The 12,530-nt window shown below is 68.3% G+C and carries 10 protein-coding genes; 5 read left to right on the forward strand and 5 right to left on the reverse strand.

Translation table 11 applies throughout. The annotated features are described in order from the left end of the window. Positions 1–103 precede the first annotated feature (103 nt). Together VMT65_RS05210 and VMT65_RS05215 are read left to right on the forward strand one after the other, a co-directional pair. Positions 104–661 (forward strand): TetR/AcrR family transcriptional regulator, encoded by a 558-nt coding sequence (locus VMT65_RS05210; protein ID WP_326306751.1) that lies wholly within the window; start codon positions 104–106, stop codon positions 659–661. 43 nt (positions 662–704) lie between these two features. Beyond that, on the forward strand, positions 705–1,667 hold the full coding sequence (locus tag VMT65_RS05215; RefSeq protein ID WP_326306752.1) for an MBL fold metallo-hydrolase: 963 nt from the start codon (positions 705–707) through the stop codon (positions 1,665–1,667). Positions 1,668–1,762: 95 nt separating this feature from the next. On the opposite strand, the gene VMT65_RS05220 is transcribed toward VMT65_RS05215, so the two are convergent. Then, positions 1,763–2,971: an FAD-dependent oxidoreductase gene (locus VMT65_RS05220; protein WP_326306753.1), complete on the reverse strand. Its 1,209-nt coding sequence runs from the start codon at positions 2,969–2,971 to the stop codon at positions 1,763–1,765. 202 nt (positions 2,972–3,173) lie between these two features. Between VMT65_RS05220 and VMT65_RS38370 the strand changes: the two genes are divergently transcribed. After that, positions 3,174–3,425 (forward strand): hypothetical protein, encoded by a 252-nt coding sequence (locus VMT65_RS38370; RefSeq protein WP_442790205.1) that lies wholly within the window; start codon positions 3,174–3,176, stop codon positions 3,423–3,425. Here VMT65_RS38370 and VMT65_RS05230 read toward each other — a convergent pair. The 3 genes from VMT65_RS05230 to VMT65_RS05240 are packed head-to-tail and all read right to left on the reverse strand — an operon-like array spanning position 3,409 to position 5,989. After that, on the reverse strand, positions 3,409–4,209 hold the full coding sequence (locus tag VMT65_RS05230) for an SDR family NAD(P)-dependent oxidoreductase (RefSeq protein ID WP_326306754.1): 801 nt from the start codon (positions 4,207–4,209) through the stop codon (positions 3,409–3,411). The two genes, VMT65_RS38370 and VMT65_RS05230, sit on opposite strands and share 17 nt — an antisense overlap. A 28-nt stretch (positions 4,210–4,237) precedes the next feature. Next, the gene (locus VMT65_RS05235; RefSeq protein WP_326306755.1) at positions 4,238–5,095 is read right to left on the reverse strand and encodes an SDR family NAD(P)-dependent oxidoreductase; all 858 of its coding nucleotides are present in this window, start codon (positions 5,093–5,095) and stop codon (positions 4,238–4,240) included. 54 nt (positions 5,096–5,149) lie between these two features. Continuing rightward, entirely contained in the window at positions 5,150–5,989 is an 840-nt protein-coding gene (locus VMT65_RS05240; RefSeq protein ID WP_326306756.1) for an oxidoreductase, read from the reverse strand. Between the two features lie 185 nt (positions 5,990–6,174). On the opposite strand from VMT65_RS05240, the gene VMT65_RS05245 reads away from it, so the two are divergent. After that, entirely contained in the window at positions 6,175–8,910 is a 2,736-nt protein-coding gene (locus VMT65_RS05245; protein WP_326306757.1) for an ATP-binding protein, read from the forward strand. Here the strand turns inward: VMT65_RS05245 and VMT65_RS05250 are convergent. Beyond that, a complete protein-coding gene (locus VMT65_RS05250; RefSeq protein WP_326306758.1) occupies positions 8,903–11,614 on the reverse strand; it encodes an AAA family ATPase in 2,712 nt (903 codons plus the stop codon). The two genes, VMT65_RS05245 and VMT65_RS05250, sit on opposite strands and share 8 nt — an antisense overlap. A 99-nt stretch (positions 11,615–11,713) precedes the next feature. On the opposite strand from VMT65_RS05250, the gene VMT65_RS05255 reads away from it, so the two are divergent. Continuing rightward, on the forward strand, positions 11,714–12,529 hold the full coding sequence (locus VMT65_RS05255) for an alpha/beta hydrolase (protein WP_326306759.1): 816 nt from the start codon (positions 11,714–11,716) through the stop codon (positions 12,527–12,529). The last annotated feature ends 1 nt before the right edge of the window (position 12,530 follow it).

Below are 12,530 nucleotides of genomic sequence, written 5' to 3' on the forward strand. Positions count from 1 at the left end.
CATGTCCCCGGTGAAACGGGCGCGTAGGCAAGCCGGTTTGCTCGCTGCTTCGAACCTGAAATGCTTGGCGATCGACGCAATTTCTTAGCGTTAAGCTGTTTTCATGAGTACTCGTGCGACCGCACGCCCCGGTGGGCGTAGTGCCCGTGTCCAGGAGTCCGTGCACCGGGCCGTTCGAGATCTCGAGGCGGAGTTGGGGCGGGACGCGCTCACCGTGCCGCTGATTGCCGCGCGTGCGGGGGTCACGCCGTCCACCGTCTACCGGCGTTGGGGGGACTTGCGGGAACTGCTGTCCGATGTGGCCGTCGAGCGGTTGCGGCCCGACATCCCGCCGGCCGACCATGGCAGCCTGCGGGCGGACCTGGAGGCCTGGACGAGGCAGTTCGCCGAGGAGATGTCCTCGACGCCGGGCCGCACGTACCTTCGCGACGCCCTGCTGGGCGACCCCGAGCAGGGCAATGCGGCGCGTTGTTCCGACTATGCCGCCGAGCAGTTGAAGGTCATCGGCGTACGCGCGGCCGGGCGCGGGGAGGCCGTACCAGACGTGGAGACCCTGCTCGACCTCGTCGTCGCCCCCCTGATGTACCGAATCCTGTTCCGCCCCACGGACCTGTCCGCGGCCTACACCAACCGCCTGGTGGCGGCGGCGCTCGGCCGCTAGAGTGCTTAAAGCAAAATATTCGCCTTAACCTCGGGATGTCTCGATGACCAACGCCACCGCCCTGCCGCCCCGGCGGACTGTCCCCCTCCCGAGCATGGGATGGAGCCTCGGCGACATCACCGTGCATCGGGTCGACGAGATCGAGCTGCCGCGGCAGACCGGACCCTGGCTGCTGCCGGACGCAACCAAGGAAGTCCTGGACGAGGCACCATGGCTGCGCCCCGACTTCGCCGATGCCGAGGTCCCCCGCTTGGCAAGCCACAGCTTCGCCGTGGAGGTCGACGGGTTGCGGATCGTGGTCGACACCGGCATCGGCAACGCCAAGCCCCGAACCAACTCGGCCTGGAACGGTCTCGACACCGACTTCCTGGAGCGCCTGGTGGCGGCCGGCTTCCCGCCCGATTCCGTGGACCTCGTGATCACCACGCACTTGCATACCGATCACGTCGGCTGGAATACCCGCCTCGTCGGGAACGATTGGATCCCTACCTTTCCCAACGCCCGCTACCTCACCAGTCGCGCCGAATGGAACCATTGGGCCGACACCGACCTGGATGAGGCTCGCCGCCAGATGTTTCGCGACTCCATCACCCCGGTTCGCGACGCCGGGCAGTATGACCTCGTGGACGTGCCCGAGCGCGGGCACGAGGTGGCACAGGGTGTCTTCCTGGTCCCGGCTCCGGGCCACACCCCGGGACAGGTCGCCGTTGAACTGCGAGGCAGCGACCGCCGAGCGCTGATCACCGGCGACAGCATCCATCACCCCGTGCAGCTGTCCCACCCCCGGGTGAGCAGCTGTGTCGACATCGACTCCGCACAGGCGGTCCGCACCCGTGCGCGACTGCTCGACGCGCTGGCGGACACCGACGCGCTACTCCTCGGCACTCACTTCCCGCAGCCCACGGCAGGAACCGTCCGCCGGGAGAACGGCCGCTACCGACTGCTCGCCGAGCACGGCAGCGAACGGCCCGGCGACGCCAGCTCTACGCCGACCCAACCGCGGTGATCACACTGAGGTGGGTGCGGGGTCGGGTGACCAGGTGTCGCTCCTGGTAGCCCAATAGTGGTTGAGCTACCAGGGTTTTCGTTGTGCCGGATGGCCTACGGTGCGTCGGCCGGTAGTGGGGCTTGGCCCATTCGCTGCTGTCCGAACTTCGCCGAGGTTCGCACGGCTCGGAAACCGTAGTCGATCATGGCGGTTTCGTAGTCATGCACGGTCGGGACGAGCTCGGCGCCGCGGGCGGCCTTGCCCAGTTGTGTTGCGAGCAGGGCCGCATCGCGCAGTGCGGTATTGGCCCCGACGCCCACGGCCGGGCTCATGGCGTGCGCGGCGTCGCCCAGCAGGGTGACGGTGCTTGTCTGCCAGGGTGCGATGGGCACGCTGGATCGAATGGTGAGTGGGAATACGGTTGCCGGGTCCCACATTTCGAGGATCGTGCCGATATGCGGGCTCCAGTCCCGGGTTTGAGCCACAACCACGTCTCGTAGTTGTGTCCCGCTCGCGGAATGCAATTCGTCGTCGGAGAGCGGCAGTAGTTCGGCCGGTGCCGAGAACAAGCACATCATGTAGTCCTCGGTATCGGTGAACTCGACCGCACCGCCGAGTTCGGCCACCGCTTCGTGGACCGGCGGACGGTATTGCACCGGGGCCAATCCGAGATGCCGATGGTCCGGGCCGAGGACGCCGCTGTAGAGGGTGAACAGCCGCTCGGGGATGGCTGCCACGGTCTCCTCGGTGAGCGGGAACCGGCCGTAGATGGTGCGCACGCCGGTGTCCATCACCCGTGCGTGTGGCAGATATTGGTGGCGCACAGGTGAATTCACGCCGTCTGCGGCAACGAGCACATCGCCGGTCGCGTGCGAGCCGTCCCGGAAAACAGCGGTCACGGTGCCGTCGGGATTGGTCTTGTACCCCGTGCACTCGCGTCCGAACGAGACCACGTCGCCGAGCCCGGCCAGCAGGATCTGCCGCAACGTCAAACGGTTGACCGCCACATTGCGGCCACCATCGTGCCCGCGACCCGGATCGGTGCTGGGAATCGGATCGAGCCGAGCATCGAAGTAGGCACTCGGGGGCTGAATCGAGCAGGTCGCCGACACCAATTGGTTGAGGTGTTGCGGCAGTAGCTGTTCCAGTGCGGCGAGCCCATCCGGATTCATGCGCAGCCGATAGCCCTGAGTGCGGGAGGTGGGAGAGGTGTCGCGCTCATAGACCGTGACCTCGATACCGTCGCGGCGCAGGCCCTGAGCCAGCGCCAGTCCGCCCAGCCCGGCACCGATCACGATGACACGCAATGGTGATGTGTTCACAGTTCTTCCCTTTTCTGGATTTCACAACAGAAAGGGATGTTCTGGACACAAGAACTGTGTGTACGAGCGCATCGCGCCACCCGGACTACCTACCGGGCCGTGGCTTTCGACATCCACCTCAACGATATCCCCGAACCTGCACCTGTCAAGTCCGCACTGCGCCAACGGTTTCGGCCTCGGGCGGCAGGTCGAGTAGCGCGCCGTGGCGGTCGAGCGCCTCCTCGACGGCGGTTTGGAAGAGTTTCTCGCGGCTGGAGAAGTGGTTGTAGAACGAGCCCATGCCGACGTCGGTCCGGCCTTCCGTGCCGCCGATTCCGCCGATCTGCTCCGCAGCAGCCGCGCCACCGCCGTGCTCGTCCGCCCCGACGGCACCGTGCAGACCTGCGGGAGAACCCTGTCGGATCTGTATGCGAATGACAACCCGCGCTGGTTCGCCCTCAGAAGGCGCTCTTGATGAGGCCGCCGTCGACGCGAATTGTTGCGCCACTGATGTATTCGGCGTAGTCGCTACACAGATACGCGACGGCCGCGGCGATCTCGTCGGCCCGGCCGAAGCGTCCGCGGTCGTTGGGGATGAGCGAATTCACCGCGTTGGGTTCGATCTGTTCCCACGTGTCGCCCCAGCCACGGGCGGGGCCGATCTCGGTCACCAAATCCTTTGTCGCCTCTACCAGAATCGCGCCTGGCGAAACCACATTGGAGGTAACCCGAGTGTCTTTCAGCTCGCGGGCGAGAGAGACCGCGAGATTGTGTCGGGCTGCCAGCGTCGCGTTGTATTGAGGGTGGGTGTTCATCGGCTGTGAAGCGAGACCGCCGCCGATCGTGATCACCCGCCCCCAATTTCGTGCGCGCATCTGCGGCACGAGACGTTGAATCATGCGCACGCCCGACACGACATTGGTGTTATAGGTGGACACCCATTCCTTCGCGGTCGCATCGGTCCACGACAGGTGGCGGTAGAAGCCGGCATTGTTGACCAGGATGTCGACCGGGCCGCCCGCGAGCGCGGCCTCCGCGACCCTGTCCGCACCGGCGTCGGTGGTGAGGTCCCCGAGCACTACCGATGCGGCGCCACCCGCCGTGCGGATGGCGTCGGCGACCTGGCGGGCCCGGGCCTCGTCGCGGCCGTGCACGATCACGGTCGCCCCTTCCGCCGCAAGCAGTTTCGCGGTCGCCGCGCCCAGGCCCGCACTCGAGCCGGTTACCAGTGCGCGCTTTCCCTCGAGATTCAATTCCATTGCTGCTCCTGCTTATTGGAGATCCATTTCAAAGGACGGCGTGCTCGGCGCTGCCCGGGAAGTCGGTACTGAGCGCCATGTCCTTGCCCGCGTCGAATTCGGCTCGGAGCTGGTCGAGTTTGACGCCGATCCGGCGCTGCGCATCGCTGCCCAGGACGACCCAATGCCGGGGCTCGGGCGATGTCGCGCTCGCGTAGATGGCCTCGGCGGCCTTCCTCGGGTCGCCCGGAAACATCTCGGGGGTAATGCCTTCCAAGATCTGTCGGAAGGCACCGGCCGTGGCCGCGTAGTCCTCGATCGGCTGGCCGGAGGATTTCGTGCGATGCTCGATTCCGGTGCGGAAGGAACCGGGCTGGATCACCATGGCGTGCAGTCCCAGCGGTTCGATCTCCTGCCAGAGAGCCTCGGTGAAGCCCTCGAGTGCGAACTTGCTCGCCGAGTAGTAACCATTCGCGGGCAAACTGGCGAAGCCGTCCATTGAGGACACATTGACGATGACGCCCGCGCGACGCCGACGCATGCTGGGCAGAACCTCGCGGGTCAGCGCGACGGCACCGAAGAAGTTGACCTCGAACAGCCTGCGGTAATCGGATTCGTCCTGTTCCTCCAAGCCGCCGATGAAGTCGATCGCGGCGTTGTTGACCAGGATGTCGATCGCGCCGAAGCGGTCGAGGGCGGACCGGACTCCATCGACCCGGTGCTCGGCATCGGTGACGTCGAGCTGGAGTGCCAGTGCGGTTTCCGGATAACGCGATGCCAATTCCGTAGTGCTGGCCGTCGAACTCGCGGCCAGTGCCGCCTGATCCCCACGGGCCAGGACATATTCGGCAAGCGCCTTGCCCAACCCGCTCGAGGCGCCGGTGATCAACCAGGTCTTGCGATTCATGAAAAGTACTCCCTGCGAGGCGAAGTGGTTGTGATCGGTGAGTGGGGGATGCCGTTATTCACCCGGCGGAAAGTCGGCGGCGGCGCTGGCCTCGGCCCACTTCCGGGTCTCCTCGGCGCGGTCGATGCCGGCCTTCAGGGCCGCCGTTACCGCCTGGGCGCCGAGCAGCAGCCGACGTGGCGGATCGTCTTGTCCGACAACGTCGATGATCACCCGGGCGGCACGGGCCGGATCGCCGGGCTGCGTGCCGTTGTTGCGCTGTCGGTACCGGTTCATGGCACCGACGGTGTCCTCGTAGTCGGGCCCCACCGGATGCAGTTCCATGGACGAGCCCTGCCAGTCGGTTCGGAACGCGCCGGGCTCGACAATGATGACCTTCACCCCGAACGGGGCCACCTCACTGGCGAGCACCTCCGAGTAGCCCTCGACGGCGAACTTCGCGCTCTGGTAGGCGCCCATTCCCGGGGTGCCACCGACGCGGCCGCCCAGGGACGAGAACTGGACGAAGGTTCCCGACCGCTGCTTGCGCAGCACCGGCAGCGCCGCCCGGGTGACCTTGGCGACGCCGAAGAAGTTCGCCTCGAACTGCTCGCGGAAGTCCTTCTCGGACATCTCCTCGATGGGGGCGCTATTGGCGTATCCGGCGTTGTTCACCACCACATCCAGTCGCCCGAACGCCGCCACCGCGCAGTCCACCGCGGCCCGGGCGGCCTCCGCGTCGGTGACGTCCAGCGCCGCGGTACGAACCTGTGGTCCGTAACGAGAGACCAGGTCGGCCAGCTGTTCCGGTCGCCGCGCCGTGGCGAGCACCTGGTCCCCGCCGGCCAGAACCGCTTCCGCCAAGCGCCGACCGAAGCCTCGCGAGGCGCCGGTGATCATCCATGTACGAGACATATTCGGTCCCTTTCGAAGTGTGCCGATAACCCAGCGGGACCACTGTCGCCGCGATCGCGCCCCTCGCACATCAGTCATCTGGCGCTGAGTCACCACGGCACCCGGCGAACGGTTGGACAACCTGGCTTCCGGCAGTTCGTAGGATGGGCGAAGCTCCTCCGGGAGGAACTTCCACCGGGGGTGACATGCAGCAGGACGTGAGACACCAGCTGATCGGCCGGTTTCGGGAGCTGGACGCGCTGGACCGGCTCCTGCGCGAGGTGCGCGACGGTCGCAGCGCGGTACTGGTGCTGCGCGGTGACGCCGGTGTGGGAAAGTCGGCGCTGCTCGATCACCTGGCCGCGCACGCGGCCGACATGCAGACGGTTCGCACGGTCGGAGTCGAAGCGGAAGCCGACTTCGCGTATTCGGCCCTGCAACGCCTGTGCGCCCCACTGCTCGGACACCTCGACCGCCTGCCGCAGGTTCACCAGGATGCGTTGCGGGTCGCCTTCGGCCTGAGCGCTGGGAATCCACCCGAGATGCTGTTGGTCGGGATGGCCGTCCTCGGTTTGCTCGCCGAGGCCGCGTCCGACGTTCCGCTGCTGTGTCTGATCGACGACGCGCAATGGCTGGATCTGATGTCGCACCGGATCCTGGCGTTCGTCGCGCGGCGGCTCGACACCGAGTCGGTGGCAATGGTTTTCGCCGTGCGCGCAACCGATGCGGCGGCGGATGAAGGGTTTTCCGGTCTGCCTGATCTTCCGGTCCGCGGTCTCGCCGACGCCGACGCCCGGGCACTGCTGGACAGTGTGCTGCCCGGACCGATCGATGCTCGGGTACGGGACCGGATCGTCGCCGAGACCGGCGGGAATCCGCTTGCGCTGCTGGAACTTCCGCGTGGCCTATCGCCGACCGAGCTGGCCTTCGGCTTCGGCGGTCCCGGCGGCGCGCCCCTGGCGACGCGGGTCGAGGACGGCTTCCGTCGGCGGATCGACGCACTGCCGCCCGACACCCGCACCTTGTTGCTGGTCGCGGCCGTCGAGCCGGTCGGCGACGGCCCGCTGCTGTGGCGTGCCCTGGGCCTGCTCGGTATCGGACTCGAAGCCGCGGCACCGGCCGAGGCCGCCGACCTGATCACCCTGTCCGCCCCCGTGCGGTTCCGCCATCCGCTGGTGCGCTCGGCCCTGTGGCGCGGCGCCGATGCCGCTACGCTGCGCGCCGCGCACCGGGCGCTGGCCGAGGCCACCGACGCGGAACGCGATCCGGACCGGCGCGCCTGGCATCAGGCCCACGCCGCGGTTGGGCCGGATGCGCAAGTCGCCGCCGCGCTCGAGCGGTCGGCCGACCGTGCCCTGGCCCGCGGCGGGCGGGCGGCCGCCGCGAGCTTTCTGGAACGCGCCGCGGCGTTGAGCCCCGACCGGGACGAGCGGGCGCGTCGTGCGCTGGCGGCCGCCGCGACCTACCTCGCGGCGGGCGTGCCTTCCCAAGTACCCGATCTCCTGGCCGCCGCCGAGCTGAGCCCGCTGGACCGGCTGCGTCAGGCCGAGGCCACGCGGCTGCGAGCACTGGCGTCGTACATGGCCAAACCGGGTCTCGGTGCGGTGCGGTCGCTGCTTGCCGCGACCGCCCAGATCCAGGATGTCGCTCCGGCTTCCGCGCGTGAGATATGCCTGTCCGCGCTCGGCGCGGCCATGTGGACCGGTCGAATCGAACCGGACGGTCTGCGTCTGACGGTGGAGACGGCCCGCGCTCTGCCACCCGGCGACGACCAGGCGGCGGCCTTCTTGCGCGCGTTCGTCACCTGGTCCACCGATGGCTCGGCCGCCGCGGCTCCCTTTCTCCGGCAGGCCTTGGACGGGTACGTCGCCGACGGCGAAGCCGGGGTGTTGTGGCTCGCGGTCGCCGCCGCGGTGGAGTTGGGCGACCTCCAGACCTGTCTCGACATCACCGAGCGTGCCGCCACCACCGCCCGAACGACCGGAACGTTGTCGCTCATCCCGACCTCGCTGACCTATCGCATCATCGCCCTGATCCACGCGGGCCGCTTCGCCGCGACCCGGGACTTGCTGGCCGAGGCGGCGGCCGCGGAGGAATCCATGCGAACGAGCGCGTCCACCGTCACTCCGGCCATGCTCGGCGCGTACCGGGGACGTGAGCGACAGGCGCTGAGCGCGATCGAGATGATGGAACGCGATGGTCGACAACGCGGGCTTGGTCGACTGCTCGGCGTCGCCGGATGTGCCCGCGCGGTTCTGCACAACGGCCTCGGAAACTATTCCGCCGCACTGGAAGCCGCGCGGTCCGCGCTCCAATTCCGGGACTTCGCCCTGCACCATTGGGCGTTGTGCGAGCTGGTCGAGGCGGCGGCCCGCGTCGGGGAGCACGCCATCGCGGCCGAGGCTCGCGAGCTGCTGGCGGAGTGGGCCGAGACGGAGACCCCCTGGGCGAAAGGCGCACGCGCGCTTGCCGAGGCGCTCACCGACGAATCCGGAGCCGCGGGCGCGACCGAGCGCACCGAAGCACGCTATCGCGAGGCCATCGACCATTTCGGCCACGGTGGGCTCGGCGTCCTCGAAGCCAGGACGCGACTCCTCCTCGGTGAATGGCTGCGTCGCCGGAACCGACGAGCGCAGGCCCGCACCGAACTCCGGTCCGCGCACGAGGCATTCGTGACCATGGACATGGAGGCGTTCGCGGAACGCGCTCGACGGGAGTTGCTGGCCACCGGTGAGACCGTTCGCAAACGGACGGTCGACGCACCGCTGCTCACTCCCCAAGAGGCGCAGATCGCTCGGCTCGCAGCCGCGGGACACGCGAACGCGGAGATCGGAGCCGAGCTGTTCATCAGTCCCCGCACGGTCGAGTGGCACCTGCGCAAGGTATTCACCAAGTTGGGAGTCTCCTCCCGGCGTGAGCTCGAAGGCGCTCTGCCTAGCTGAGCACCGCGGGTAGCTCTCGACGAGAACCGATTCCGAGTTTGGTGAACACCTTGCGCAGGTGCCATTCGATCGTTCTCGCGCTGAGGAACAGCTCCGCACCGATCTCGGCATTCGACCGTCCGGCGCATGCGCGCTCGGCGATTCGGCGTTCCTGCTCGGTGAGCTCGGCCGTGGGCCGCGTGGAGGTTCGCGACACCGAAACACCACAGGCCGCGAGTTCGAGGCGTGCGCGTGCCGCGAATGCTTCCGCACCGATCTCCGCGAACATCGCATACGCTGTGCTCAGCTGACGGCGGGCTTCGGCGTCGGTACCCTGCCCGCGCAGCCACTCGCCATAGAGCAAATGTGTTCTGGCCAGCGCCACCACGCCACGACTGCGCTCGAGTCGTTCGATCGCCTCGCGATAGAGCCGCTCGGCCGCGGGACCGTCGGCGAGGAGGGCGCGGCAACGGGCCTCTATACCCAGGCCCCAATCGGTCCCACTGGGCGTGGTGGTCGTGGCCAGTCGATCCATCGCCTGCTCCGCCAAGTCCCGGTCGCCGCAGCGGACCGCCGCCTCGACGAGTTCACCGAGAGCCCAAGCCGCGAAGGCTGTTTCCCGTGGATCAGCGGTCGCCCGCACGGCCGCGTCCTTCGCCTCGGCGAAGCGGCCGAGGCTGTTCTGCAGCACCGCGTTCGTGTAGTTGACCAGGGTGTATCCGAGGCCTTCGCCGTGCTCGGCCGCGGTTCGTCCGGCAGCCGTGATCAGGTCGAGGGCATCGGCTCGACCATGCCACGCGGCTACCGCCGCGGTGTCGTAGGCGGGACGCGAGATTCCGGTTGCCTCGGCGACGATTTCGGACTCGGCGAGCAAGTCGGCCGCTGCTCGGAACTGGCCCGCGTGCAGATGCGCGGCGATCCGCTGCGTCATCACCACCGGCAACATCGTCAGCGCGCCTGTCTCCCGGGTGTGCTGGACGTTCCGCTCGGCAATGGCTTCCCAGGCCGCGTCATCCCACATCTCGTACGAGCCGTGCGCGGCGACGATGAGCCAGCGCGTCGCCTTCTCGCCCGGTAGTTCGTCGCGGCGAAACGCGTCCAGCGCCTGTCGTACCAGCGGGGTTCCCTTGGCATGGCCTTCGGTGAACAGCACCGCGTACGCGTCGAGCAGAAGGTCTTGCGCGCCAGGCGGTCCGGACGGTCGAGGCGCGGTCGCCGCCGCGGCGGCCACTTGCGCCACCGTCGCGGTGTCGGCGTACCGCCCGGTCAACAGCGCGTAGCCGAACGTTTCCAGGTACGTCTCTCGGGACAGGACCGGGTCGAGCCGTTCGAAGCGCCGTGCCGTTTCCAGCAGCAGCGCCGCGGCCCGGGTGGTGTCTCCGGCGGCGAAAGCCAGCAGCCCCCGCAGTTGACCGATATGGGCCGCGCGCAGTTCGTCCTGCGGGCCGGATTCCGCCTTGTCGAGCAGGATTCGGGCCTCCTGCGGGGCACCGGCCTGGTACTTGTCTCTGGCCGCGGCGAGTTCACGCTGCGCGCGCAGTGCCGGGTCCGCCGTCAATGCGGCCGCGTGCTCGCGAAACGCGGCCGCGGCGGCCAGTCCGCCGCGGGCCAGGGCACGGTCCGCCGAGGCCTCCAACTCGGTGGCCACCGTCTCGTCGGGGTGCTCGGCGGCATGGGCGAGATGCCATGCCCGGCGGTCCGGATCGCTCTCCCGTGGCGTCGCCTCGGCGAGGGCCCGGTGGATTCGACGCCGCGCGGCCGCGGCGGCGGCGTGATAGACGGCGGAGCGCACCAGAGGATGGCGAAACGTGATCCGGACTCCGACGGTCAGGAGCTCTGCCTTTTCGGCGGCGTCCCCCGCCCGTGGGCTCAGCCCGAGGGCCGCCGCCGCTCGCCAGATCAGCACCGGATCGCCCGTCGAGTCGGCGGCCGCGAGCAGGAGCAGCTCCCGAGCGTCGGCGGGCAGCTCGGCGATCCGATTCCGGAAGCTCGCTTCGATCCGTCCCGACAGCGCGGAAGCGGCGAACAGGCCGAAACCGCCCGCGAGTCGGTCGGGCGAGGCGTGCGCGAGCTCGAGCAGCGCCAGGGGATTACCCCGGGCCTCCGCGAGGATCGCGGCGCGAGCGCCGCCGTCGAGCGGCCAGCGCAACGCCGAATTCAACACTTGCAGAGCGTCATCCGCGCCCAGGCCCCGGACCGTCAGTTCGGTCAGGCCGCGCATGCTCGGAAGCGGCTCTCGGCTCGCGATCAGCATGAGGGTCGACTCGGCTCGCAGTCGACGCGCCACGAAGGCGACCACCTGCGCCGACGCGTCGTCGAGCCACTGCGCGTCGTCGACCACGCACAGCAGCGGCTGCTCCCGTGCCGACTCCGCGAGCAGGTTGAGCACGCCGAGCCCGACGAGGAACGGGGTGGGCGCCTCGCCGACTCGCAAGCCGAAAGTGGTTGCCAGCGCCTCGGACTGGGGCGTCGGCAGTTGGTCGACCAGGTCCAGCAGCGGCATACACAACTGGTGCAGGGCCGCGTACGGCAGCTCCATCTCGGACTCGACCCCGGCGACTCGCAGGATCCGAACATCGGCACCGGCGCGCAGCGCGTAGTCGAGCAACGCGGTTTTCCCGACGCCGGCCTCGCCCAGCAGGATCAGCGCGGCGCTGTTACCGTCTCGGGCCGCCTTCAGTAGGGCGTCCAGTCTCGCGCACTCGGCGCGTCGGCCAAACAACATCACGATCCTTCAGCGGGTGGGAAAAGCGCATGTTCGAGAGTCACTTCTTAAGTCATTCGACGGTTTTCGTCGAATCGCGACTCGGTGATCCTGGACGGAATGCCACTACGCCAGCGGCGGGGTCGCCGTTTGTCACCGGAAGGTCGGTCCGTGAATCAAACCCATGTAGTCCTCATCCACGGTGCATGTTTCCACATGTCGTCATGGGACGGCTGGGTGGAGAAGTTCACCTCACACGGCTTCGCGGCCAGGGTCCCGGGCTGGCCCGGCGAAGCCGCTACCGCCGCCCGAGTCCGCGACAACCCGGGCCCGCTGGACAACCTCGGGCTCGGAGCGCTCCTTGCTCACTACGAGAGGATCGTCCGTTCGTACGAGGACCCGCCGGTCCTCGTGGGGCACTCGGTTGGCGGTCTGATCGCCCAGCGACTTCTCGGAGTCGGCCTCGGCCGTGCCGCGGTCGCCCTCGCACCGTGGCCCGTCAATGGGATACCGATGGGCGACACATGCGATCTCGCAGCGGGGCAACAACATTCAGGACTGCTGTTTCGCGCGCACTTCCGGAACACGGTCGCCAATGCGGTCGACGACGAGGAAGCCGGGCGACTCTTCGAGCGGTTCGCCTTCCCGATACCGGCCCGGCTGCTTTCGGATCTCGGACTCGATCCCACCATGGTGAACACCGCGAACCGCGAGCGAGGACCGCTGCTGCTCATCTCCGGCCAGGAGGACCGGACGGTCCCGGACGCGGTCACCCGCGCGGTGTACAAGCTCTACGGCGATTCCCCAGCCGTGACCACTCTCAAGCAGTTCGCCGATCGAGGCCATTCGCTCGCCTTCGACAGCGGCTGGCGTTCGGTCGCCGACTACGTCCTGACCTGGCTGATCGCGAATGACATTGCGGCAGTGACCGGATGAG

This window comes from Nocardia sp. CDC153 (assembly GCF_035818515.1).
GTDB lineage: Bacteria > Actinomycetota > Actinomycetes > Mycobacteriales > Mycobacteriaceae > Nocardia.

Excerpts from the sequence above, each read along its gene's own strand:
- VMT65_RS05240 (WP_326306756.1), bottom strand. The coding sequence starts at position 5,989 with ATGTCTCGTACATGGATGATCACCGGCGCCTCGCGAGGCTTCGGTCGG.
- VMT65_RS05250 (WP_326306758.1), bottom strand. The coding sequence starts at position 11,614 with ATGTTGTTTGGCCGACGCGCCGAGTGCGCGAGACTGGACGCCCTACTG.
- VMT65_RS05215 (WP_326306752.1), top strand. The coding sequence starts at position 705 with ATGACCAACGCCACCGCCCTGCCGCCCCGGCGGACTGTCCCCCTCCCG.
- VMT65_RS05255 (WP_326306759.1), top strand. The coding sequence starts at position 11,714 with ATGCCACTACGCCAGCGGCGGGGTCGCCGTTTGTCACCGGAAGGTCGG.
- VMT65_RS05230 (WP_326306754.1), bottom strand. The coding sequence starts at position 4,209 with ATGGAATTGAATCTCGAGGGAAAGCGCGCACTGGTAACCGGCTCGAGT.
- VMT65_RS05245 (WP_326306757.1), top strand. The coding sequence starts at position 6,175 with ATGCAGCAGGACGTGAGACACCAGCTGATCGGCCGGTTTCGGGAGCTG.
- VMT65_RS05235 (WP_326306755.1), bottom strand. The coding sequence starts at position 5,095 with ATGAATCGCAAGACCTGGTTGATCACCGGCGCCTCGAGCGGGTTGGGC.
- VMT65_RS05210 (WP_326306751.1), top strand. The coding sequence starts at position 104 with ATGAGTACTCGTGCGACCGCACGCCCCGGTGGGCGTAGTGCCCGTGTC.